Raw genomic sequence first — 22,348 nt, 5'->3', positions numbered from 1 at the left:
CCCCCGGGTGTGAAGGACCGGCGGAGCGGTGAGCACTGGGCCGGCCGGCTCTACATGCGCGAGATCTCGCTGCGCATCGACCGGCACCTGGTGAACACCCGGGTCACGCCCAACCAGCTGACCTACCTGATGACCGTCTTCGGCGTCCTCGCCGCCCCGGCCCTGCTGGTGCCGGGCATCCCGGGCGCCGTCCTCGGCGTCCTGATGGTCCAGCTGTACCTGCTGTTCGACTGCGTCGACGGCGAGATCGCCCGCTGGCGCAAGCAGTACTCGATGACCGGCGTCTACGTCGACCGGGTCGGCGCCTACCTCTGCGACGCGGCCGTCCTCGTCGGCTTCGGGCTGCGCGCCGCCGACCTGTGGGGCACCGGCCGGATCGACTGGCTGTGGGCCTTCCTCGGCACCCTCGCCGCCCTCGGCGCCATCCTGATCAAGGCCGAGACCGACCTCGTCGGTGTCGCCCGGCACCAGACCGGCAAGCCGCCGGTCCAGGAGTCGGCCGCCGAGCCGCGCTCCTCCGGCATGGCGCTGGCCCGCAAGGCCGCCGCCGCCCTGAAGTTCCACCGGCTCATCCTCGGCGTCGAGGCCTCCCTGCTGATCCTGGTCCTCGCCGTCGTGGACCAGATGCGGGGGGACCTCTTCTTCTCCCGGGTGGGCGTCGCCGTCCTGGCCGGCATCGCCCTGCTCCAGACCCTGCTGCACCTGGTGTCGATCCTCGTCTCCAGCAGGCTGAAGTGAGCGGCGCCATGAAGGTCGGCGCTGTGATCATCACCATGGGCAACCGCCCCGACGAACTCCGCGCCCTCCTCGACTCGGTCGCCAAGCAGGAGGGCGACCGGGTCGAGGCGGTCGTCGTCGGCAACGGCTCGCCCGTCCCGGACGTCCCCGAGGGCGTACGGACGGTCGAGCTGCCCGAGAACCTCGGCATCCCCGGCGGCCGCAACATAGGCATCGAGGCGTTCGGCCCCAGCGGCCGGGACGTCGACGTGCTCCTCTTCCTCGACGACGACGGCCTGCTCGCGCACCACGACACCGCCGAACTCTGCCGCCGGGCCTTCGAGGAGGACCCGAAACTCGGCATAGTCAGCTTCCGGATCGCCGACCCCGACACCGGTGAGACCCAGCGGCGCCATGTGCCCCGGCTGCGGGCCGCCGACCCGATGCGCTCCTCCCGGGTCACCACCTTCCTCGGCGGCGCCAACGCCGTACGCACCCAGGTCTTCGCCGAAGTCGGCGGTCTCCCGGACGAATTCTTCTACGCACACGAGGAAACCGACCTGGCATGGCGGGCCCTCGACGCGGGCTGGACGATCGACTACCGGTCCGACATGGTGCTGTACCACCCCACGACCGCGCCCTCCCGGCACGCGGTCTACCACCGCATGGTCGCGCGCAACCGCGTCTGGCTCGCGCGCCGTAACCTCCCGGCGCCGCTCGTACCGGTCTACCTGGGCGTCTGGCTGCTGCTGACGCTGCTCCGCAAGCCCTCCGGGCCCGCGCTGAAGGCCTGGTTCGGCGGCTTCAAGGAGGGCTGGACGAGCCCCTGTGGTCCCCGTCGGCCCATGAAGTGGCGTACGGTGTGGCGGCTGACCCGGCTGGGACGGCCTCCCGTCATCTGACAAGCTCGAAATCTGAGAGCATTCGGCCGTACCCGGTCCAGGTTTCCGCCTCGGCCCGACCAGGCTGCGCACTTTGAGGACGAAAGTTTCCATTTGTGAGTGAGACAACGCATGACGGCAGGGTTGTGGTGAGCGACCGTCCGTCGCCCGACGACGGGCTCTCCGCGACGGAACTTGCCGCCAAGTACGGGCTCGCCGTGAGCGGCGCCCGGCCCGGACTCGTGGAGTACGTCCGCCAGATGTGGGGGCGGCGCCACTTCATCCTCGCCTTCTCCCAGGCGAAGCTCACCGCGCAGTACAGCCAGGCCAAGCTCGGCCAGCTGTGGCAGGTGGCCACTCCGCTGCTCAACGCGCTGGTGTACTTCCTGATCTTCGGCCTGATCCTCAACGCCGACCGGGGCATGTCGCGCGAGGTGTACATCCCGTTCCTGGTCACGGGTGTGTTCGTGTTCACCTTCACCCAGAGCTCGGTGATGGCGGGCGTCCGCGCGATCTCCGGCAACCTCGGCCTGGTGCGCGCCCTGCACTTCCCGCGCGCCTCGCTGCCCATCTCGTTCGCGCTCCAGCAGCTCCAGCAGCTGCTGTTCTCGATGATCGTGCTGTTCTGCGTGGCGGTCGGCTTCGGCAGCTATCCGCGGCTTTCCTGGCTGCTGATCCTCCCCGTGCTGGTGCTGCAGTTCCTCTTCAACACCGGCCTCGCGCTGATCATGGCCCGCATGGGCGCGAAGACCCCGGACCTCGCGCAGCTGATGCCGTTCGTGATGCGGACCTGGATGTACGCCTCCGGCGTCATGTTCTCGATCCCGGTGATGCTCGCCGACCACCCCAAGTGGATCGCCGACGTCCTCCAGTGGAACCCGGCGGCGATCTACATGGACCTGATGCGCTTCGCGCTGATCGACGGCTACGGCTCCGAGAACCTGCCCCCGCACGTGTGGGCGGTCGCCGGCGGCTGGGCCGTGCTGATCGCGCTCGGCGGTTTCGTGTACTTCTGGAAGGCGGAGGAGAGGTACGGCCGTGGCTGAGTCACTCATCCCCACCGTCATCGCGGACGAACTGCACATCGTCTACCGCGTCAACGGCGCCAAGACCGGCAAGGGCAGCGCGACCGCCGCCCTGAGCCGCATCCTCAAGCGCGGCGAGGAGCGGGGCGTGCGCAAGGTGCACGCCGTCAAGGGCGTGTCCTTCATCGCCTACCGCGGCGAGGCCATCGGTCTGATCGGCTCCAACGGCTCCGGCAAGTCCACCCTGCTGCGGGCGATCGCCGGTCTGCTGCCGGCGGAGAAGGGCAAGGTCTACACCGACGGCCAGCCCTCGCTGCTCGGCGTCAACGCCGCCCTGATGAACGACCTCACGGGCGAGCGCAACGTCATATTGGGCGGCCTCGCGATGGGCATGTCGCGGGACCAGATCAAGGAGCGCTACCAGGGGATCGTCGACTTCTCCGGCATCAACGAGAAGGGCGACTTCATCACCCTGCCGATGCGCACCTACTCCTCCGGCATGGCGGCTCGCCTGCGCTTCTCCATCGCGGCCGCCAAGGACCACGACGTGCTGATGATCGACGAGGCCCTCGCCACCGGTGACCGCGCCTTCCAGAAGCGCTCCGAGGCGCGCATCCGCGAGCTGCGCAAGGAGGCCGGCACGGTCTTCCTGGTCAGCCACAACAACAAGTCCATCCGCGACACCTGCGACCGCGTCCTGTGGCTGGAACGCGGCGAACTCCGCATGGACGGCCCGACCGACGAGGTGCTCAAGGAATACGAGAAGTTCACGGGCAAGTAGTCCCGTGCGACCCGGGCCCCGCCGGAACTGCTCCGGCGGGGCCCGGCGTCTGCGAGGGATACCGGGGCGAGGCGCTCGTCCGGCACACCGGGGACGGCATCCGCAAAGGAAGCGCCAACTTCGGCAAGGAAGTGTCAACTCCGGCCGCCCATAGGAATCTTGAGGGCAATCGGTGCTTTCTTGTGATGTGCAGGACACCCCCACGGAGCATGGTGCGTTGTACAACGTAAGCTGTACCGGTGCCGAATCGCGGCAAGTGGGGCCATAATGCGCGACACCCGGCATCAGCCGCAGACGCCGCCCCCTGGGCGGCGTGTCCGAAATAGTGGGTATTGGGTCGGCAGTGTAGAACGGGAGATGTGACGGCCATGGCTTCGGAGACTCCCCAGCTCAATCACGCCTCTGCCGTGCCCGCGCCGGGTGACGAGCGGTGACCGAAACCGGGACGGCGCGCACCGGGGACCCGGAGCGCGACACCCTCGACAAGGCCGGGACCGAGAACTTTCCCGTCGCCCCGTTCTTCCTGCCCCGGGCCTGGCGCGACGACCTCATGGCCGTCTACGGCTTCGCCCGACTCGTCGACGACATCGGTGACGGCGACCTCGCCCCCGGCGGCGCCGACGCCCGCCTCCTGGGCCTCGCCCCGCAGGACGCCGACGACCGGCTGCTCCTCCTGGACGCATTCGAGGCCGACCTCGGCAAGGTCTTCGACGGCACCCCGAACCACCCCCTGCTGCGCCGGCTGCGGCACACCGTCCGCCGCCGCTCCCTCACCCCCGAGCCGTTCCTCGCGCTGATCGCCGCCAACCGCCAGGACCAGCTGGTCAAGCGGTACGAGACGTACGACGACCTGCTCGCCTACTGCGCGCTGTCGGCCAACCCCGTCGGCCACCTGGTCCTCGCCGTCACCGGCGCGACCACCCCCGAGCGGGTCCGGCGCTCGGACGCGATCTGCACCGCGCTGCAGATCGTCGAACATCTGCAGGACGTCGCGGAGGACCTGGGCCGCGACCGCGTCTACCTGCCCGCCGCGGACATGAAGCGCTTCCACGTCCAGGAGGCGGACCTCGCCGCGCCCTCCGCGGGCGCGTCGGTGCGCGCCCTGGTCGCGTACGAGGCGGAACGCGCCCGGAATCTCCTGAATGAGGGCGCCCCCCTCGTGGGTAGCGTCCACGGCAGGCTGAGGCTGCTCCTCGCGGGGTTCGTGGCGGGAGGAAGGGCGGCCGTCCACGCGATCGCCGCCGCCGAATTCGACGTACTTCCCGGCCCGCCCAAGCCCGGCAAGCTCAGGCTGCTGCGCGAGGTGGGCGCGACCCTGCGAGGAGAGGGGTGATCCGGTCCGTGGAGTCGGAACCACACGTGTCCGCGCCGGTACTCGCCGCCTACAGCTACTGCGAGGCCGTCACCGGACAACAGGCCCGCAACTTCGCCTACGGCATCAGGCTGCTGCCGACACCCAAGCGCCGCGCGATGTCCGCGCTGTACGCGTTCTCCCGGCGCGTCGACGACATCGGTGACGGCGCCCTCGCGATCGAGGTCAAGGCGGCCCGGCTGGAGGAGACCAGAGCGCTGCTGACCCGGGTCAGGGGCGGCTCGGTCGACGAGGACGACACCGACCCCGTCGCGGTCGCCCTCGCCCACGCGGCGGCCGCCTTCCCGATCCCCCTCGACGCCCTCGACGAACTCATCGACGGCGTCCTCATGGACGTGCACGGCGAGCACTACGAGACCTGGGACGACCTGAAGATCTACTGCCGTTGTGTCGCCGGGGCCATCGGCCGGCTCTCCCTCGGCGTCTTCGGCACGGAACCCGGGGCGCGGGGTGCGGAGCGCGCGCCGGAGTACGCCGACACCCTCGGACTCGCACTCCAACTGACCAACATCCTCAGGGACGTTCGTGAGGACGCGGAGGGCGGGCGCATCTATCTGCCCGCCGACGACCTCGCGAAGTTCGGCTGCTCGGCCGGGTTCGCCGGGCCCCTGCCACCCGCCGACTCCGATTTCGCGGGTCTGGTGCACTTCGAGGTGCGCCGGGCCCGCGCCCTGTTCGCCGAGGGGTACCGGCTGCTGCCGATGCTCGACCGCCGCAGCGGCGCCTGTGTCGCCGCCATGGCCGGCATCTACCGTCGGTTGCTCGACCGCATCGAGCGCGATCCCGAGGCCGTGCTGCGCGGGCGCGTCTCGCTGCCCGGCCGGGAGAAGGCGTACGTCGCCGTGCGTGGCCTCTCCGGTCTGGACGCCCGTCATGCGTCACGCCGTACCGTCAGGAGGCGTGTCTGATGGACAATCCGGTCCAAGGCGAACCCATCGGCGAAAAGTGGTACGCAACCCTCCGCACCGTAAGGGCGTCCCAGTCTCCGACGGTCTGCCGCGAACCGCTCCGGCACCCCGGCGGACCGGCAGGGGAGGGTGCACGATGACCGACGGCGCACAGTCGGAGGCACTGCCGGAGGCGGACCGCGAGGGCCGGCCCCGGAGCACGGCCGTGGTGGTCGGCGGAGGGCTGGCGGGCATCACCGCCGCGCTCTCGCTCGCCGACGCCGGCGCACAGGTGACCCTCCTGGAGGGGCGGCCCCGCCTCGGCGGACTCGCCTTCTCCTTCCAGCGCGGCGACCTGACCGTCGACAACGGCCAGCATGTGTACCTGCGGTGCTGCACCGCCTACCGCTGGTTCCTCGACCGTGTCGACGCGACCGCGCTCGCACCTCTGCAGGATCGTCTCGACGTACCGGTTCTCGACGCCGAGGGCCGGCCGGGCAGGCGGCTCGGCAGACTCCGGCGCGACGCGCTGCCCGTACCGCTGCACCTGGGGCGCAGCCTCGCCACGTACACCCATCTCTCGCTCGCCGAGCGCGCGAAGGTGGGGCGGGCCGCGCTGGCGCTCAAGGCGCTCGACCTCACCGATCCCGCGCTGGACGAACAGGACTTCGGCGGCTGGCTGGCCGCACAGGGGCAGTCGGCGCGGGCCGTGGAGGCGCTGTGGGACCTCGTGGGGGTCGCCACCCTCAACGCGGTGGCCCGCGACGCCTCCCTCGCGCTCGCCGCGATGGTGTTCAAGACCGGCCTGCTGTCCGAGCCGGGCGCCGCCGACATCGGCTGGGCCCATGTCCCACTCGGTGAACTGCACGACCGGCAGGCCCGCAAGGCGCTCGACTCCGCGGGCGTCCGTACCGTCCTCCGCGCCCGCGTCACCTCCGTCCGCCGTGCGGAGAACGGGAGTTGGCGCGTCGAGGTGCCCGGCGAGACCCTCGACGCCGACGCGGTCGTGCTCGCCGTACCCCAGCGCGAGACGCACGATCTGCTGCCCGAGGGAGCCCTCGACGAGCCCGGACGGCTGCTGGAGATCGGCACCGCCCCGATCCTCAACGTCCATGTCGTGTACGACCGGAGGGTGCTCGGCAGGCCCTTCTTCGCGGCGCTCGGCTCGCCCGTCCAATGGGTCTTCGACCGGACCGAGGCCTCGGGCCTGCGCGACGGCCAGTACCTGGCGCTGTCGCAGTCGGCCGCGCAGAGCGAGATCGACGCCCCGGTGGCCGTCCTGCGTGAGCGGTACCTGCCCGAGCTGGAACGGCTGTTGCCCGGCGCGCGCGGCGCCGGGGTGAAGGACTTCTTCGTGACCCGGGAGCGCACCGCGACCTTCGCTCCCACCCCCGGCGTCGGACGGCTCAGGCCCGGCGCCCGCACCAAGGCACCCGGCCTGTACCTGGCCGGAGCGTGGACCGCCACCGGGTGGCCCGCGACCATGGAGAGTGCGGTCCGCAGCGGCATCGCGGCGGCGGACGCCGCCCTCGCCGCCGCGGGCCGGCCCCGGAACCACCTCTTCGACCACGAGGAGGCGGCATGACGCTCGAAGCGCACCGGACCGGTTCCCGCGCTCTCGGTACCGCGAACACATCGACATCTGGAGAGACTGTGCCCACTGTGCCCCCGGCCGTGACGGCCGCCGCGAGGACCGCGGTGGACGTGACCGCGCTCCTGGAGCGCGGGCGGACCCTGGCCACCCCCGTGCTGCGGGCGGCCGTCGACCGGCTGGCGCCCCCCATGGACACCGTCGCCGCCTACCACTTCGGCTGGATCGACGCCCACGGCAACCCGGCGGACGGCGACGGCGGCAAGGCCGTACGCCCCGCGCTCGCCGTCATGTCCGCCGAGGTCACCGGCGCCGCACCCGAGGTCGGTATCCCCGGCGCGGTCGCGGTGGAGCTGGTGCACAACTTCTCGCTGCTGCACGACGACCTGATGGACGGCGACGAACAGCGCCGCCACCGCGACACCGTGTGGAAGGTGCACGGCCCCGCCCAGGCCATCCTCGTCGGCGACGCCCTGATGGTCCTCGCCAACGAGATCCTCCTCGAACTGGGCACCGTCGAGGCGGCCCGCGCCACCCGCCGCGTCACCACGGCGACCCGGGCGCTCATCGACGGACAGGCCCAGGACATCTCCTACGAGCACCGCGAGCGGGTCACCGTCGAGGAGTGCCTGGAGATGGAGGGCAACAAGACCGGCGCCCTGCTCGCCTGCGCCTGCTCCATCGGCGCGGTCCTCGGCGGCGCGGACGACCGCACCGCCGACACGCTGGAGAAGTACGGCTACCACCTCGGCCTCGCCTTCCAGGCCGTGGACGACCTGCTGGGCATCTGGGGCGACCCGGTCTCCACGGGCAAGCAGACCTGGAGCGATCTGCGCCAGCGCAAGAAGTCCCTGCCCGTGGTGGCCGCGCTCGCGGCGGGCGGCCCGGCATCCGAACAGTTGGGCGAACTCCTCGCCGCCGACGCCAAGGCCACCGACTTCGAGAACTTCTCCGAGGAGGAGTTCGCCACGCGCGCCGCCCTCATCGAGGAGGCGGGCGGCCGCGAGTGGGCCGTCGAGGAGGCACGCCGCCAGCACCGGATCGCCATCGACGCGCTGGACTCGATCCGGATGCCCGAGCGGGTCCGGGAGGAGTTCGCGGCACTCGCGGACTTCGTCGTCGTACGGAAGAGATGATCGCCATCCCCCAGGAGCCGACCGTCATCGGTCGAATAGCGCTCGCGTAGTCGCCGGCCGGTGCCCGTCGCTCCGGACACGCACCGGCCGACGGCTGACCCACCGCAGAGATCCGTCCACTGCACGAAGGGGAAGCCATGACAGCGACGACCGACGGAAGCACCGGGGCACTGCCGCCCCGCGCCCCCTCGGCCAGCGACACCGACCACGACACCCCGCCGACGGCCGGTGTCCAGGACGCCGCCGCGCGCGCCGTACGACGCGCCACCGACTTCCTCCTCTCCCAGCAGGACGCCCAGGGCTGGTGGAAGGGCGACCTGGAGACCAACGTCACCATGGACGCCGAGGACCTGCTGCTCCGCCAGTTCCTGGGCATCCGCGACGAGAAGACCACCCGGGCCGCCGCCCTGTTCATCAGAGGCGAGCAGCGCCCGGACGGCACCTGGGCCACCTTCTACGGCGGCCCGCCCGACCTCTCCGCCACCGTCGAGGCGTACGTCGCGCTGCGACTGGCCGGGGACGACCCCGGCGCGCCGCACATGGCGCGGGCCTCCGCGTGGATCCGGGAGCGGGGCGGGATCGCCGCCGCCCGGGTCTTCACCCGTATCTGGCTGGCGCTGTTCGGCTGGTGGAAGTGGGACGACCTGCCGGAGATGCCGCCGGAGATCATCTGGTTCCCGAAGTGGATGCCGCTCAACATCTACGACTTCGGATGCTGGGCCCGGCAGACGATCGTGCCGCTGACGGTGGTCTCGGCGAAGCGTCCGGTGCGGCCCGCGCCGTTCCCGCTGGACGAGCTGCACACCGACCCCGGACGCCCGAACCCGCCCAAGCCCCTTGAGCCGCCGACCAGTTGGGAGGGCGCCTTCCAGAGGATCGACAGGCTTCTGCACGGCTACCACAAGGTGGCGCTGAAGCGGCTGCGCAAGGCCGCGATGGACAGCGCGGCCCGCTGGATCATCGAGCGGCAGGAGAACGACGGCTGCTGGGGCGGCATCCAGCCGCCGGCCGTGTACTCGCTCATCGCGTTGCACCTGCTCGGCTACGACCTGCGACACCCCGTGATGCGGGCCGGGTTGGAGTCGCTCGACCGGTTCGCCGTGTGGCGCGAGGACGGGGCCCGGATGATCGAGGCCTGCCAGTCGCCGGTGTGGGACACCTGCCTCGCCACCGTCGCGCTCGCCGACGCGGGCCTGCCCGCCGACCACCCCCAACTCGTCAAGGCCGCCGACTGGATGCTCGGCGAGGAGATCGTCCGCCCGGGCGACTGGGCGGTGAAGCGCCCCCACCTCCCGCCGGGTGGCTGGGCCTTCGAGTTCCACAATGACAACTACCCCGACATCGACGACACCGCCGAGGTCGTCCTCGCGCTGCGCCGGGTCGCCCACCACGACCCGGAGCGCGTGGAGAAGGCCGTCCGGCGAGGGGTGCGCTGGACCGTCGGCATGCAGTCGAGGAACGGGGCGTGGGGTGCCTTCGACGTCGACAACACCAGCCCGTTCCCGGGCCGGCTGCCGTTCTGCGACTTCGGCGAGGTCATTGACCCGCCGTCCGCCGATGTCACGGCGCACGTGGTGGAGATGCTCGCGGTCGAGGGCCTGTCGCACGATCCCCGTACCCGGCGCGGCATCGAGTGGCTGCTCGCCGAACAGGAGCCCAGTGGCGCGTGGTTCGGGCGCTGGGGCGTCAACTACGTCTACGGCACGGGCTCGGTGGTGCCCGCGCTGGTGACCGCCGGGCTGCCCGCCGCGCACCCCGCGATCCGCCGGGCCGTGGCCTGGCTGGAGACCGTGCAGAACGACGACGGCGGCTGGGGAGAGGACCTGCGCTCCTACCCCGACCCCGCGGAGTGGGGCGGCAAGGGCGCCTCCACCGCCTCCCAGACCGCGTGGGCGCTGCTCGCGCTGCTGGCGGCGGGGGAGCGGGACGCCAAATCCACCGAACGCGGTGTCGAGTGGCTGGCCCAGACCCAGCGGGAGGACGGTTCCTGGGACGAGCCGTACTTCACCGGCACCGGCTTCCCCTGGGACTTCTCGATCAACTACCACCTCTACCGGCAGGTCTTCCCGCTCACCGCGCTCGGCCGGTACGTCAACGGCGAACCGGCCGTCCTCAAAGCCCAGGGGCGCTGATGGACACGCCCGCCGCCCCGGCCCCGCTGCTGATCGCCTGCGCGCTCGGCATCGAGCAGCTCGCCCTGCGCAGCGGCGACCGGGGTGGCGCCGGGGGCCCGGTCACCGTCGTACGCACCGGCATGGGGCCGAGGGCGGCCGAGCGGTCCGTCGCCCGGCTGCTCGCCGGCCCGGAACTGCGCGACGCGGCGGTCCTGGCCACCGGGTTCTGCGCCGGACTCGCCCCGGGCACGCACCCCGGCGATCTGGTCGTCGCCGAGGAGACCCGAGGCCCGGGCGGGGCCGTCACGCCCTGCGTGGGCACCGAACTGCTGGTGAAGGAACTGGCGAGGGCCGTACCCGGGCGCACGATCCACACTGGCCCACTCACCGGATCGGACCACGTCGTCCGTGGTCAGGAACGGTCGGACCTGTTCGCGACCGGCGCGATCGCGGTCGACATGGAGTCCGCGGTCACGCTCCACCGCGCCGTGAGATCGGGCCCACGCCCGGTTGCGGCCGTCCGGGTGGTCGTGGACGCCCCAGCACATGAACTGGTCCGGATCGGCACGGTACGCGGGGGAATATCAGCCTTCCGTGTTCTTCGTGCCGTCCTTCCCGCTTATTACGAATGGCACCGTTCTTTGCTGCTCCCCAGGAGGTGAGCCAGATGGCCATGCCGCTCCGCCAGTCCATCAAGGTGGCGACGTATCTCGCCGAACAGAAGCTTCGCAAGCGGGACAAGTTCCCGCTGATCGTCGAGCTGGAACCGCTCTACGCCTGCAACCTGAAGTGCGAGGGCTGCGGCAAGATCCAGCACCCGGCGGGCGTGTTGAAACAGCGCATGCCGGTGGCGCAGGCCGTGGGCGCCGTCCTGGAGTCCGGAGCGCCGATGGTGTCGATCGCCGGCGGCGAGCCCCTGATGCACCCGCAGATCGACGAGATCGTGCGGCAGTTGGTGGCCAGGAGGAAGTACGTCTTCCTGTGCACCAACGCCATGCTGCTGCGCAAGAAGATGGACAAGTTCAAGCCCTCGCCGTACTTCGCGTTCGCCGTGCACATCGACGGGCTGCGGGAGCGGCACGACGAGTCGGTGGCGAAGGAAGGGGTGTTCGACGAGGCCGTGGCGGCGATCAAGGAGGCCAAGCGGCGCGGCTTCCGGGTGACCACCAACTCGACCTTCTTCAACACCGACACCCCGCAGACCATCATCGAGGTCCTCAACTACCTCAACGACGACCTCCAGGTCGACGAGATGATGATCTCGCCCGCCTACGCCTACGAGAAGGCCCCCGACCAGGAGCACTTCCTCGGCGTCGAGCAGACCCGCGAGCTGTTCAAGAAGGCCTTCTCCGGCGGCAACCGGCGGCGCTGGCGGCTCAACCACTCGCCCCTGTTCCTCGACTTCCTGGAGGGCAAGGTCGACTTCCCCTGCACGGCGTGGGCGATCCCCAACTACTCCCTCTTCGGCTGGCAGAAGCCCTGCTACCTGATGAGCGACGGATACGTCACGACGTACCGGGAGCTGATCGAGGACACCGACTGGGACGCGTACGGCCGAGGCAAGGACCCGCGCTGCGCCAACTGCATGGCGCACTGCGGCTACGAGCCGACCGCCGTCCTCGCCACCATGGGGTCGCTGAAGGAGTCCCTGCGCGCCCTGCGCGAGACCGTCTCCGGGAACCACGGGAACCAGGGGTGATGGGATGACCGCCGTGTCGCTGGGCCTCCCCGAACTGCCCGCCCGGCCGATCGCGGAACGCCGCCCCTCGCGGCGGATCCAGGTCGGCCCGGTGGCGGTGGGCGGCGGTGCCCCGGTGTCGGTGCAGTCGATGACGACGACCCGTACGTCGGACGTCGGCGCCACCCTGCAGCAGATCGCGGAACTCACCGCGTCCGGCTGCCAGATCGTCCGGGTCGCCTGTCCCACGCAGGACGACGCGGACGCCCTCGCCACCATCGCCCGCAAGTCGCAGATCCCCGTGATCGCGGACATCCACTTCCAGCCGAAGTACGTCTTCGCGGCGATCGAGGCCGGCTGCGCGGCGGTACGCGTGAACCCCGGCAACATCAAGCAGTTCGACGACAAGGTCAAGGAGATCGCGCGGGCGGCGAAGGACCACGACACCCCCATCAGGATCGGGGTCAACGCCGGCTCGCTCGACCGGCGGCTGCTGCAGAAGTACGGGAAGGCGACGCCCGAGGCGCTGGTGGAGTCCGCGCTGTGGGAGGCGTCGCTGTTCGAGGAGCACGACTTCCGGGACATCAAGATCTCGGTCAAGCACAACGACCCCGTCGTGATGATCGAGGCGTACCGGCAGCTGGCAGCCCAATGCGACTATCCGTTGCACCTGGGCGTGACCGAGGCCGGTCCGGCGTTCCAGGGCACGATCAAGTCCGCCGTCGCCTTCGGGGCGCTGCTCAGCGAGGGGATCGGCGACACGATCCGGGTCTCGCTGAGCGCCCCGCCGGTCGAGGAGATCAAGGTCGGCATCCAGATCCTCGAGTCGCTGAACCTGCGGCAGCGGCGGCTGGAGATCGTCTCGTGCCCGTCGTGCGGACGGGCGCAGGTCGACGTGTACCGGCTGGCGGACGAGGTGTCCGCCGGGCTGGAAGGCATGGAGGTCCCGTTGCGGGTCGCGGTCATGGGCTGCGTCGTCAACGGACCCGGGGAGGCGCGGGAGGCGGACCTGGGGGTCGCCTCCGGCAACGGCAAGGGGCAGATCTTCGTCAAGGGCGAGGTCATCAAGACCGTGCCCGAGTCGAAGATCGTGGAGACCCTCATCGACGAGGCGATGAAGATCGCCGAGCAGATGGAGAAGGACGGCGTCGCGTCGGGGGAACCGGCGGTCACCGTGAGTTGACGACACGGGCTGAAGAGCACGGATCGAGAGGGGGCCCGACGTGACGATTCTGGAGAACATCCGGCAACCGCGCGACCTGAAGGCGCTGACCGAGGCGGAACTCGGCGAACTGGCGGCAGAGATCCGGGAGTTCCTGGTGCAGGCGGTCGCCAGGACCGGGGGGCATCTGGGGCCCAACCTGGGGGTGGTGGAACTGTCCGTCGCGCTCCACCGGGTCTTCGACTCACCCGTGGACCGCATCGTCTGGGACACCGGTCACCAGAGCTATGTGCACAAGCTGCTGACGGGCCGTCAGGACTTCTCGAAACTGCGCGGCAAGGGCGGCCTGTCCGGTTATCCCTCACGCGCGGAGTCCGAGCACGACATCGTCGAGAACAGCCACGCCTCGACGGCCCTCGGCTGGGCGGACGGTCTGGCCAAGGCCCGCCAGGTGCGGGGGGAGCAGGGCCATGTGGTCGCGGTCATCGGAGACGGCGCGCTGACCGGCGGCATGGCCTGGGAGGCGCTCAACAACATCGCCGCCGCCAAGGACCGGCCGCTGATCATCGTCGTCAACGACAACGAACGTTCCTACTCACCGACCATCGGCGGCCTCGCCAACCACCTCGCGACCCTGCGGACCACCGACGGCTACGAGCAGTTCCTCGCCTGGGGCAAGGACGTCCTGCTGCGCACCCCGGTCGTCGGCAAGGAGGTCTACGAGGCCCTGCACGGAGCGAAGAAGGGCTTCAAGGACGCCTTCGCGCCGCAGGGCATGTTCGAGGACCTTGGCCTGAAGTACGTCGGACCGATCGACGGGCACGACACCAGGGCGGTCGAGTCGGCGCTGCGCCGCGCCAAGCGCTTCCACGGGCCCGTCCTGGTCCACTGCCTGACGCAGAAGGGCCGCGGCTACGAGCCCGCCCTCGCCGATGAGGAGGACCACTTCCACACCGTCGGCGTGATGGACCCGCTGACCTGCGAGCCGCTCACGCCCGCCGGTGGACCGTCCTGGACGTCCGTCTTCGGCGACGAGATCGTGAGGATCGGGGACGAGCGCGAGGACGTCGTGGCGATCACGGCGGCCATGCTGCACCCCGTGGGGCTCGGCAGGTTCGCGGAGAAGTTCCCCGACCGGGTGTGGGACGTCGGGATCGCCGAGCAGCACGCCGCGGTCTCGGCCGCGGGACTGGCGACGGGCGGGCTGCACCCGGTCGTGGCGGTCTACGCGACCTTCCTCAACCGGGCCTTCGACCAACTGCTGATGGACGTGGCCCTGCACCGGTGCGGGGTCACCTTCGTCCTGGACCGGGCCGGGGTGACCGGCGTCGACGGCGCGTCGCACAACGGCATGTGGGACATGTCCATCCTCCAGGTCGTGCCGGGGCTGCGGATCGCCGCGCCCCGCGACGCCGAGCAACTGCGCGCACAGCTGCGGGAGGCGGTCGCCGTCGACGACGCTCCCACCCTGATCCGGTTCCCGAAGGAGTCGGTGGGGCCGCGGATCCCGTCGCTGGAGCGGGTGGGCGGCATGGACGTGCTGTACCGCTCGCCGTCCGCGACGAGCGCCACGTCCTCGGACCGACCGCGGGTGCTGCTCGTCGCCGTCGGCGTGATGGCGTCGGTGTGTCTGCAGACCGCCGAACTGCTCCGCTCCCGGGGCATCGGCTGCACCGTCGTCGACCCGCGCTGGGTCAAGCCGGTCGATCCGGCGCTGCCGTGGCTCGCCGACGAACACCGGCTGGTGGCCGTCGTGGAGGACAACAGCCGGGCCGCCGGGGTCGGTTCGGCCGTCGCCCTCGCTCTGGGGGACGCCGAGGTCGACGTACCCGTACGGCGGTTCGGCATCCCGGAGCAGTTCCTCGCGCACGCCAAACGCGGGGAGGTGCTGGCGGACATAGGGCTGACGCCGGTCGAGATCGCCGGGCGGATCAGCGCGTCGCTGGCCGCCCGGGACGAGTTCGCCGAGCACGACCTGCCGAAGGCCGGACCTGCCGAGGAGAAACCGCGATGACCACCCTGGAACCAGCGACGGGGACCGAGGAGTTCGACCTCGGCGGACTCCTCGCCGAGCGCGGTGGCGAGCGCTACGAACTCCACGCCCGGTACCTCAACCACCAACTCCCGCGGATGCTGCACACCATCGGCTTCGACAAGGTCTACGAGCGGGCCGAGGGCGCGTACTTCTGGGACGCGGACGGTGCCGACTACCTGGACATGCTGGCCGGGTTCGGGGTGATGGGGCTCGGCCGCCACCACCCCGTGGTGCGCAGAGCGTTGCACGACGCGCTCGACGCGGGGCTCGCCGACCTGACCCGCTTCGACTGCCAGCCGTTGCCCGGCCTGCTCGCCGAGAAACTGCTCACCCACAGCCCGCACCTGGACCGGGTGTTCTTCGGCAACAGCGGCACGGAGGCGGTCGAGACCGCGCTGAAGTTCGCCCGGTACGCCACCGGCAGACCCCGCGTCCTCTACTGCGACCACGCCTTCCACGGGCTCACCACCGGATCGCTCTCCGTGAACGGCGAGGACGGCTTCCGGGACGGCTTCGCGCCGCTGCTGCCCGACACGGCCGTACCGCTCGGTGATCTCGACGCGCTGGCACGGGAGTTGCGGAAGGGGGACGTCGCCGCCCTCGTCGTCGAGCCCATCCAGGGCAAGGGCGTGCACGAGGCGCCGCCCGGCTATCTGCGTGCCGCCCAGGAACTGCTGCACCAGCACAGGGCGCTGCTGATCGTCGACGAGGTGCAGACCGGGCTCGGCCGGACCGGGGACTTCTACGCCTACCAGCACGAGGACGGCGTCGAACCGGACCTGGTGTGCGTGGCCAAGGCGCTCTCCGGCGGCTACGTCCCGGTCGGCGCGACCCTCGGCAAGGACTGGATCTTCAAGAAGGTCTACTCGTCGATGGACCGTGTCCTCGTCCACTCGGCGAGCTTCGGCTCCAACGCCCAGGCCATGGCCGCCGGCCTCGCCGTCCTCTCGGTCATGGAGAACGAGCAGATCGTGGCCCATGCCCGGGCCACGGGGGAGCTGCTGAAGAGCAGGCTCACGGCGCTCGTCGACAAGTACGAGCTGCTCAGCGACGTACGCGGCCGGGGCCTGATGATCGGCATCGAGTTCGGCAGGCCCAAGTCGCTCAAACTGCGCAGCCGTTGGACCATGCTCCAGGCGGCCCGCAAGGGGCTCTTCGCGCAGATGGTCGTCGTACCGCTGCTGCGACGGCACCGCATCCTCACCCAGGTCTCGGGCGACCACCTGGAGGTGATCAAGCTGATCCCGCCGCTGGTCATCGGGGAGCGGGAGGTGGACCGGTTCGTCGCCGCGTTCACGGAGGTGATGGACGACGCACACAGCGGGAGCGGGCTGATGTGGGACTTCGGCAGGACGCTGGTGAAGCAGGCGGTCGCCAACCGCTGACGCGGACGGTGTGCCGGGCCGCCTGTGGTGCGCTCGGGCTTTGCCTCTGAGGCAAGAAATTTGCCGCAGAGGCAAAGATCCGGCTGAATGGAGGGCATGAGCCCCTCCGAGGGTACGCACCCTCCCGAGCCTCCGGTCGACACGGAACTGCCCGCCGTCGCCCCGCAGCTGCGGGGCCTGCGCCGCCGGGCCGCCCTCACCCTGGAGGCCGCCGCCCGCGCCGCCGGACTGTCGCCCGCCCATCTCTCCCGGCTGGAGACCGGACAGCGGCAGCCCTCGCTGCCGATGCTGCTCGCGTTGGCCCGTGTCTACGGTACGACCGTCTCCGAGCTGCTCGGCGAGACCGTCGTCGAACGGGACGCCGTGCTGCGGGCGCCCGACACGGAGCCCACCCGGGCCGGTGGCTGGACGTATTGGCAGGCGGGCGCGTCCGGGCGCGGGATGCAGGCGCTGCGCGTCCATGTGCCGCACGGCTCGCAGGGCGACATCGTGCGCGTGCATCCCGGCGAGGAGTGGCTCTACGTCCTCAAGGGGCGGCTGCGGCTGCGCCTCGGGGACGCCGCGCACCTGCTGGCGCCGGGCGACAGCGCCCACTTCGACTCGCTGACCCCGCACCGCATCGCCGCCGCCGACCACGACGGCGCCGACCTCCTGTTCGTCCACACCCTTCTGCAGAGCCCGACCGCCGCGCTGTGTCTCGGGCCGACCACGTCCGGAGAGACGCCATGACCGACCTGGAAGAGAAGTTCCCCCGCGCCCTGTGGGTGCGGCTCATCATCTACATCGCGGTCGGCCATGTCTTCGCGGCCTTCATCTATCTGCTGTTCGAGGTGGGCGCCAACCAGTGAGCCGACCGTCGGGACGGGCGAGACGCCCTAGAGGGCGCTTCTGATGGATCTCCGCGGCACGGAGATCCATCTGAAGCGCCCTAGTCCAGCAGGCGCTCGCGCAGCCGCTCCCGGGTCGCCGGGGTGACCTTCAGACCCTGCTCCAGGTACGTGTCCACATCGCCCCAGGTCTCCTCGACGGTGTCGAAGGCCGCCTTCAGGTACTCGGCGCGGGCGTCGAAGAGCGGGCTCAGCAGCTCCATGACCTCCGGGGAGTAGGCGTTCGCCGCGCTGCTGCTGCGGTGCACCTTGTAGCGGCGGTGCTTGGCGTTCGACTCCAGGTAGTCGGCGACGATGGCCTCGTGCTCCACACCCAGGGCCAGCAGGGTGATGGCGACGGAGAGGCCCGCACGGTCCTTGCCCGCCGCGCAGTGCATCAGCGCCGGCACGCTGTCCTCGGCCAGGGCGTGCAGCACCCGGGAGTGCTCCGCCGTGCGATGCCGGATGATCGTCCGGTACGAGGCGATCATCCGGCCGGCCGCCTTGCCGTCGTCCAGCAGCGCGCGCAGTTGGTCCAGGTCGCCGTCGCGGACCATCTTCCAGAACTCGGCGCCGTCCGCCGGGTCGCTCAGCGGCAGGTTCACATTGAGGACGCCGGGCAGCTCGACGTCCGGGCCCTCCAGCTTCTGGTCGGCCGCGTTGCGGAAGTCGAAGATCGTGTGCAGGCCCAGGGAGGCCAGGAACGCGGCGTCCTCGTCGGTCGCGTGGGCCAGGTGGCCGCTGCGGAACAGCACCCCGTGACGCACCCGCCGGCCGTCCACGGTCGGCAGACCGCCCACATCGCGGAAATTGCGCACTCCGGTCAGCTCGGGTTCGGTCGACGGGATCTGCTGCGTCACTGGGGCTCCCTCCCATCCGGCCGTCCGCGCCGAGCGCCGACGGGCACGCCCTCGACATCGAGGCGCGCACTCGACCATACGACATGCGTGCGTACCCCAATGAGTTGTCCACAGCCGGGTCCAGGCACCCGGAGCGGTTGTCCACAGGCCACTCCGCAGATGCGTCGGCGGTTGTCCACAGGCGCCGTCGAGCGCCCGCGACGACCTGCGATGATGTTGAAGCCCGATCGCACCTGTTCGAATCTGTGGGGGCTTGATGTTGGAAATCGGAGCTGACGGCCGGACCTGGCTTCTCACCGGGACCAGGAGCAGCTATGCCCTGCGGCTCACCGAGAACGACGAGCTGCTGCACCTGCACTGGGGTCCCCGGATCGCCCTCGCCGACGCCGAGGAGCTGGCCGTACGGCAGCAGCTGCCGTACTGGCCGTTCGAGGCTCCGGTCGACGGACACGAGGAGTACCCCGTCGAGGGCGGACCCCGCTTCACCCGACCGGCGCTGTCCGTGCGCACGGACGAGCGACGCGGCACCGAGTGGACCTTCCGGGCGTACGAGGCCGACGGCGACGAGCTGCGGCTGCGGTTCACCGACGACGGACTCGGGATCACCCTGCACTACCGGATGCGCGACGACGTGGTCGAGCGCTGGGTGACGCTCGTCAACGACGGCCCGGCGGCGGAGCTGCTGCGGGCCGACTCGGCGACCTGGACGCTGCCGCCGCGCGCGGAGGAGAACTGGCGCCTCTCCCAGCTGCACGGGCGCTGGGCGGCCGAGTCCCGGCTGGTGCGCGCCGACCTCACCTACGGCGAGAAGGTCATCGGCAGTAGGCGCGGGCACACCGGGCACCAGCACCTGCCCTGGGTCGCCCTCGACACCGACGCCACCGAGGAGCGCGGCGAGGTCTACGGCTGCGCCCTGGGCTGGTCGGGCTCCTGGCGGATCGCGGTGGCCCAACTCCCGGACGCGCGCGTGCAGATCACCGGCGGCGCCGGATACGACGAGTCCGGACTGCTGAGGCTGGAGACCGGGGAGACGTTCACCACGCCCGTCTTCGCAGGCCTGTGGCACGACGGTGGCTTCGGCGGGGCGAGCCGCGCCTGGCACGCGTACCAGCGGACGTACGTCATCCCGGACGCGGACCAGGATCGGCCGGTGCTCTTCAACTCCTGGGAAGCCACCGAGTTCGACATCTCCGAGGAGCAGCAGGGGGCCCTCGCGCGGCGGGCGGCGGCCATGGGGGTCGAGCTGTTCGTGGTGGACGACGGCTGGTTCGGGGCGCGGACGAGCGACCGGGCCGGGCTCGGGGACTGGACGCCGAATCCGGACCGCTTCCCGAAGGGGCTGCGCCCGCTCGCCGACCAGGTGCACGCCCTCGGGATGCAGTTCGGTATCTGGGTCGAGCCGGAAATGGTCAATCCGGACAGTGAGCTGTACCGGGCGCATCCCGAATGGGCACAGTTCCAACCGGGGCGAAAGCGGACGGAACTGCGTAATCAGCTCGTGCTCAATCTCGCGCGCGAGGACGTCCAGGAATACCTCTGGGAACGGCTCGACACGCTCCTGTCCAGCGCGCCGATCGACTATGTGAAGTGGGACTTCAACCGCTGCTTCACCGACGCGGGCTGGCCCGGTGAGCCGTATCCGCAGAAGCTGTGGGTCGAGCACGTGCACGCCTTCTACGCACTGCTGGACCGGTTGCGGGCCGCGCACCCGGGGGTGGCGTTCGAGTCGTGCTCGGGCGGCGGCGGCCGGATCGACCTCGGGGTCATGGCGCGGACGGATCAGGTGTGGACCTCCGACAACACCGATCCGCTCGACCGGCTCGCCATCCAGCACGGCTTCACCCAGATCCATCCGGCCCGGACCATGGCCGCGTGGGTCACCGACAGCCCGAACAACCAGCTCAACGGGCGGGTCAGCTCGCTGCGGTTCCGGTTCGTCAGCGCCATGGCGGGTGTGCTCGGGGTGGGCGGCGATCTCACCGAGTGGAGCGAGGAGGAGCTGGCCGAGGCCCGGGAGTGGGTGGAGCTGTACAAGGAGATCCGGCCGGTCGTGCAGCGCGGTGACCTGTATCGGCTGCGTCCTCCGGCAGGGGGGCTGAGTGCCGTGCAGTACGTCCACGGTGACGAGGTCGTCGTCCTCGCCTGGCTCCAGGCGCAGCACTACGGCGAGCCGCTCGCCCCGCTCCGGCTGCGCGGACTGGATCCGACGGGAACGTATGAGTGCCGCGAAACGGGCGAAAAGTACCGGGGTGCCGTGCTGGCGCATCACGGATTGCGGACGGGGCTGCACGGCGACTTCGATGCGGCAGTTATCCGCCTTCGGCACACTTGAGCGATCTGTCCGAAATGCAGCCGTAATTCCAACAAGGTCTGGAATAAAGCCTACTGGGCCGTAGGTGCGTGAGCAGCGTCATATTCGTGACGTTCCGTTGCCGTCATGTCCACGTAATTCGTAGGGATTTCCAGGGTGGTTGGAATGCGCCCAAGACCTGTCTATTACGGAGCGTGATGGTGAATTGAAGTAAGGATCAGGGAGGAAGACGCACAGGAAGTCCCAATGGTTGTACCTGTGGGCACAAGTCGCTTACGTTCGGCGTCAATCCGGACGGACGCCCAATCCTGCCGCCGACCGGAGCCGCGTACCGACCCGATCCACGGCAGGAGCGGGGGACCCACAGGAATCACCGCCTGTTCCGGTCTCCGGAACGGCTAGGGGTACAGCCGTGCGCAAGCACGGCCGGACATCTCCAGTCCGCACCCGACAGCTCACCTCGCAGGCGACGGAGAGGAATTCGCCATGCCCGCGAAGGGTAAGCACCGCCGTCCGAAGTCCCAGCGCTTCACTCGCTCGATCGCCGCCGCCGGGACCGGTGGCGCGGCGCTCGCGCTGCCGTTGATCGGTGCCGCCGGCGCCAACGCCGCGACCCCGGCAGCCGCCGTCTCCGGTGTCTCCGAGAAGACGGCCACGATCACCCCCGAGAAGGCCGTGGCCGAGGCGGGCGCGCGGTTGGAGCAGGCCGAGAAGGCCGCGCAGGCGCAGAAGACCACCAGCAAGAAGGCGGCGACCAAGACCTACTCGGTGAAGGTCGGCGACTACCTCGCGAAGATCGCGGACGAGCAGGACGTCGAGGGTGGCTGGAAGCGGCTGTACTCGGACAACCGTGAGGCGATCGGCTCCGACCCTTCCCTCATCCACCCCGGGCTGAAGCTGTCGATCGGTGAGCGGGCCGCGTCGAGCGAGACGTCGCGCTCGTCGTCGAAGCCGCAGCTGTCGCAGTCCTCGAAGCCCACCGAGTCCACCGAGGCCTCCAAGCCGGCGAAGTCCTCCGGTTCCGCGAAGCAGGAGTCGAAGGACACCCAGGCGTCGACCTCCACGGCGAGCGGCCAGTCCTCGACGACCGGCAGCTCCGGCTTCAGCCGGCCCATCCAGGGCGCGACCGTCGGTACCGCGTACAAGACCGCCGGCAGCATGTGGTCCAGCGGCTACCACACGGGCGTCGACTTCGTGGCCCCGACCGGGACCAGCCTCAAGGCCGTGGGCGCGGGCACCGTCGTCTCCGCCGGCTGGGGCGGCGCGTACGGCAACCAGGTGGTCATCAAGCTCGCTGACGGCTACTACGCCCAGTACGCCCACCTGTCCTCGATCTCCGTCTCCGCGGGTCAGTCCGTCAGCGGCGGCCAGCAGATAGGCCTCTCGGGCGCGACCGGCAACGTCACCGGGCCGCACCTCCACTTCGAGATCCGCACCACCCCCAACTACGGTGCGGACATCGACCCGCTGGCCTACCTCCGCTCGAAGGGCGTCGGCATCTGACCCACGCCGCCGCACCCGTCGAAGGCCGGACCCCGTGATGCGGG

At 70.5% G+C, this 22,348-nt stretch carries 20 protein-coding genes and 1 riboswitch; of the genes, 19 read left to right on the top strand and 1 reads right to left on the bottom strand.

The features are described from left to right. The first annotated feature begins 9 nt into the window (after positions 1-9). The 17 genes from RM704_RS18815 (at position 10) to RM704_RS18740 (ending at position 17,612) form a co-directional block, all read left to right on the top strand. The gene (locus tag RM704_RS18815; RefSeq protein ID WP_033529583.1) at positions 10-738 is read left to right on the top strand and encodes a CDP-alcohol phosphatidyltransferase family protein; all 729 of its coding nucleotides are present in this window, start codon (positions 10-12) and stop codon (positions 736-738) included. A gap of 8 nt (positions 739-746) precedes the next feature. Beyond that, complete coding sequence (locus tag RM704_RS18810; protein ID WP_438828928.1) at positions 747-1,619, top strand: glycosyltransferase family 2 protein; 873 nt, start codon at positions 747-749, stop codon at positions 1,617-1,619. 95 nt (positions 1,620-1,714) lie between these two features. Next, on the top strand, positions 1,715-2,644 hold the full coding sequence (locus tag RM704_RS18805; protein ID WP_033529581.1) for an ABC transporter permease: 930 nt from the start codon (positions 1,715-1,717) through the stop codon (positions 2,642-2,644). Then, a complete protein-coding gene (locus tag RM704_RS18800) occupies positions 2,637-3,404 on the top strand; it encodes an ABC transporter ATP-binding protein (protein ID WP_033529580.1) in 768 nt (255 codons plus the stop codon). Before RM704_RS18805 ends, RM704_RS18800 begins: the two co-directional genes overlap by 8 nt. 430 nt (positions 3,405-3,834) lie before the next feature. Continuing rightward, on the top strand, positions 3,835-4,737 hold the full coding sequence (hpnC, locus tag RM704_RS18795) for a squalene synthase HpnC (RefSeq protein ID WP_033529579.1): 903 nt from the start codon (positions 3,835-3,837) through the stop codon (positions 4,735-4,737). Next, entirely contained in the window at positions 4,734-5,684 is a 951-nt protein-coding gene (gene hpnD / locus RM704_RS18790) for a presqualene diphosphate synthase HpnD (RefSeq protein WP_033529578.1), read from the top strand. The genes hpnC and hpnD overlap by 4 nt, the downstream gene beginning before the upstream one ends. Further along, a complete protein-coding gene (locus RM704_RS45170; RefSeq protein ID WP_369015705.1) occupies positions 5,684-5,824 on the top strand; it encodes a DUF6380 family protein in 141 nt (46 codons plus the stop codon). Before hpnD ends, RM704_RS45170 begins: the two co-directional genes overlap by 1 nt. Next, positions 5,821-7,248 (top strand): hydroxysqualene dehydroxylase HpnE, encoded by a 1,428-nt coding sequence (gene hpnE, locus RM704_RS18785; protein ID WP_033529577.1) that lies wholly within the window; start codon positions 5,821-5,823, stop codon positions 7,246-7,248. The genes RM704_RS45170 and hpnE overlap by 4 nt, the downstream gene beginning before the upstream one ends. Then, positions 7,245-8,390 carry a polyprenyl synthetase family protein gene (locus RM704_RS18780; protein ID WP_107072369.1) on the top strand — a complete coding sequence of 382 codons (1,146 nt, stop codon included), beginning with the start codon at positions 7,245-7,247 and terminating at the stop codon, positions 8,388-8,390. The genes hpnE and RM704_RS18780 overlap by 4 nt, the downstream gene beginning before the upstream one ends. A 137-nt stretch (positions 8,391-8,527) precedes the next feature. Further along, positions 8,528-10,522, top strand: a complete 1,995-nt coding sequence (shc, locus tag RM704_RS18775; RefSeq protein WP_033529575.1) for a squalene--hopene cyclase — start codon at positions 8,528-8,530, stop codon at positions 10,520-10,522. Next, entirely contained in the window at positions 10,522-11,166 is a 645-nt protein-coding gene (locus RM704_RS18770; RefSeq protein ID WP_033529574.1) for a phosphorylase family protein, read from the top strand. The genes shc and RM704_RS18770 overlap by 1 nt, the downstream gene beginning before the upstream one ends. 5 nt (positions 11,167-11,171) lie before the next feature. Further along, positions 11,172-12,203, top strand: coding sequence for an adenosyl-hopene transferase HpnH (gene hpnH, locus RM704_RS18765; RefSeq protein WP_033529573.1), 1,032 nt, complete (start codon positions 11,172-11,174; stop codon positions 12,201-12,203). Positions 12,204-12,207: 4 nt separating this feature from the next. Continuing rightward, entirely contained in the window at positions 12,208-13,365 is a 1,158-nt protein-coding gene (gene ispG / locus RM704_RS18760) for a flavodoxin-dependent (E)-4-hydroxy-3-methylbut-2-enyl-diphosphate synthase (RefSeq protein ID WP_033529572.1), read from the top strand. 40 nt (positions 13,366-13,405) lie between these two features. Then, complete coding sequence (gene dxs, locus RM704_RS18755) at positions 13,406-15,358, top strand: 1-deoxy-D-xylulose-5-phosphate synthase (protein WP_033529571.1); 1,953 nt, start codon at positions 13,406-13,408, stop codon at positions 15,356-15,358. Further along, entirely contained in the window at positions 15,355-16,764 is a 1,410-nt protein-coding gene (locus RM704_RS18750) for an aspartate aminotransferase family protein (RefSeq protein WP_033529570.1), read from the top strand. Before dxs ends, RM704_RS18750 begins: the two co-directional genes overlap by 4 nt. A gap of 96 nt (positions 16,765-16,860) precedes the next feature. Next, positions 16,861-17,493 carry a helix-turn-helix domain-containing protein gene (locus RM704_RS18745; RefSeq protein WP_033529569.1) on the top strand — a complete coding sequence of 211 codons (633 nt, stop codon included), beginning with the start codon at positions 16,861-16,863 and terminating at the stop codon, positions 17,491-17,493. Beyond that, positions 17,490-17,612, top strand: a complete 123-nt coding sequence (locus RM704_RS18740) for a DUF6126 family protein (protein ID WP_033529568.1) — start codon at positions 17,490-17,492, stop codon at positions 17,610-17,612. The genes RM704_RS18745 and RM704_RS18740 overlap by 4 nt, the downstream gene beginning before the upstream one ends. 80 nt (positions 17,613-17,692) lie before the next feature. On the opposite strand, the gene RM704_RS18735 is transcribed toward RM704_RS18740, so the two are convergent. Then, entirely contained in the window at positions 17,693-18,490 is a 798-nt protein-coding gene (locus RM704_RS18735; protein WP_033529567.1) for a tyrosine-protein phosphatase, read from the bottom strand. Positions 18,491-18,746: 256 nt separating this feature from the next. Here RM704_RS18735 and RM704_RS18730 point away from each other — a divergent pair, with 256 nt between their 5' ends. Next, complete coding sequence (locus RM704_RS18730; RefSeq protein WP_033529566.1) at positions 18,747-20,822, top strand: alpha-galactosidase; 2,076 nt, start codon at positions 18,747-18,749, stop codon at positions 20,820-20,822. Between the two features lie 302 nt (positions 20,823-21,124). Next, positions 21,125-21,283: riboswitch (cyclic di-AMP (ydaO/yuaA leader) on the top strand. Positions 21,284-21,287: 4 nt separating this feature from the next. Next, entirely contained in the window at positions 21,288-22,304 is a 1,017-nt protein-coding gene (locus RM704_RS18725; RefSeq protein WP_033529565.1) for a M23 family metallopeptidase, read from the top strand. Positions 22,305-22,348 lie beyond the last annotated feature (44 nt).

This window comes from Streptomyces gottesmaniae (genome assembly GCF_031845845.1).
In the GTDB taxonomy this organism is placed as follows: Bacteria; Actinomycetota; Actinomycetes; order Streptomycetales; family Streptomycetaceae; genus Streptomyces; species Streptomyces akebiae.
This window is presented reverse-complemented; position numbering and strand designations above follow the sequence as displayed.